This is a genomic window from Spirillospora sp. NPDC049652 (assembly GCF_040675125.1).
Taxonomy (GTDB): Bacteria; Actinomycetota; Actinomycetes; order Streptosporangiales; family Streptosporangiaceae; genus Spirillospora.
This window is the reverse complement of the sequence record NZ_JBFAOF010001359.1, coordinates 1-1,496: the sequence shown is the minus strand read 5'-3', so window position 1 is coordinate 1,496 and position 1,496 is coordinate 1. Positions and strand designations below refer to the sequence as shown.

Below are 1,496 nucleotides of genomic sequence, written 5' to 3'. Positions count from 1 at the left end.
GCCGCGGCCGGACGGCGCGTCCCCGGCCGGCACGGTGAAGTGGCTGCTGCGCGACCCGGCGACCTGGCGCGACATGCTCTGGACGGCGGTGAACACCGTGACCGGCGTGGTGCTCGCGGGGCTGCCCGCCGCGCTGGTCGTCTACGGGCTGGAAGGCGTCCTGGTGATGCCGTGGATGCCCGACCTGCGCACGTTCGGCTGGGGGCCGTTCTGGCCGCTCGGCGACTACGGCCTGGCCGGGTCGGCGGGCTGCGCGCTGCTCGGGTCCCTGCTGGCGCTGCTGGGGTGGCGGTACGGCCCGGCGATCATGCGCGTGTACGCGATCGTCAACCGGTCGATGCTCGGCCCGCCCCGGGGACGGCTGGAGGAGCGCGTCCGGGAGCTGACCGAGACCCGGACCGAGACCGTGGACGCCTCGGCCGCCGAGCTGCGCCGCATCGAGCGCGACCTGCACGACGGCGCGCAGGCCCGGCTCGTCGCGATGGGCATGAGCCTCGGCGCGATCGAGCACCTGCTCGACAAGGACCCCGAGCGCGCCCGGACGCTGCTCGCCGAGACCCGCGCCTCGTCCGCCAAGGCCCTGGCCGAGCTGCGCGACCTGGTCCGCGGCATCCACCCGCCGGTCCTCGCCGACCGCGGCATCGGGGACGCGGTCAAGGCGCTCGCGCTGGACCACCCGCTGCCCGTCGAGGTCGCCGTGGACCTGCCCGGACGCCCGGACGCCCCGGTCGAGTCCGCCGCCTACTTCGCGGCCTCGGAGATCCTCACCAACGTCGCCAAGCACTCCGGCGCGCGGCACGCCTGGGTGGACGTCCGGTACGCCGCCGGCATGCTGCGGATCTCGGTCACCGACGACGGGCAGGGCGGCGCGTCCCTCTCGGGCGGCACCGGACTTCGCGGGATCGAGCGGCGGATCGGTACATTCGACGGAGTGCTCGCCCTCAGCTCTCCCCCGGGCGGCCCGACCATCGTCACCCTGGAGCTGCCCTGCGCGCTCCTCACCCCCTGACGGAGACACCGTTGCGCGTCGTGCTCGCCGAGGACCTGGCCCTGCTGCGCGAGGGGCTGGTCAGCCTCCTCCGGGCGCACGACTTCGAGATCGCGGCGGCCGTGGACAACGGGCCGTCCCTGCTCAAGGCACTGCTCGACCACCGCCCGGACGTGGCGGTGGTCGACGTGCGCCTGCCGCCGACCTTCACCGACGAGGGCCTGCAGGCCGCGCTGGAGGCCCGCCGCCAGGTCCCCGGGCTGCCCGTCCTCGTGCTGTCGCAGTACGTCGAGCAGCTCTACGCCCGCGAGCTGCTCGCGGACGGCACGGGCGGCATCGGCTACCTGCTCAAGGACCGGGTGTTCGACGCGGGGCAGTTCGTCGACGCCGTCCGGCGCGTCGCCGGGGGCGGCACCGCGATGGACCCGGAGGTCGTCGCCCGGCTGGTGGCGCGCGGCCGGGACGACTCGCCGCTCGCCCGGCTCACCCCGCGCGAGCGCGAGGTGAT

General features: G+C 75.5%; 2 protein-coding genes. Both read left to right on the top strand.

The features are described from left to right. Nucleotides 1-1,009 (top strand): sensor histidine kinase (locus AB0J52_RS40190; protein ID WP_500188438.1); only part of this gene is annotated, 1,009 nt, incomplete at its 5' end. Between the two features lie 11 nt (nt 1,010-1,020). After that, nucleotides 1,021-1,496, top strand: a 476-nt coding sequence (locus AB0J52_RS40185; protein WP_500188437.1) for a response regulator, incomplete at its 3' end; no start/stop codon positions are given.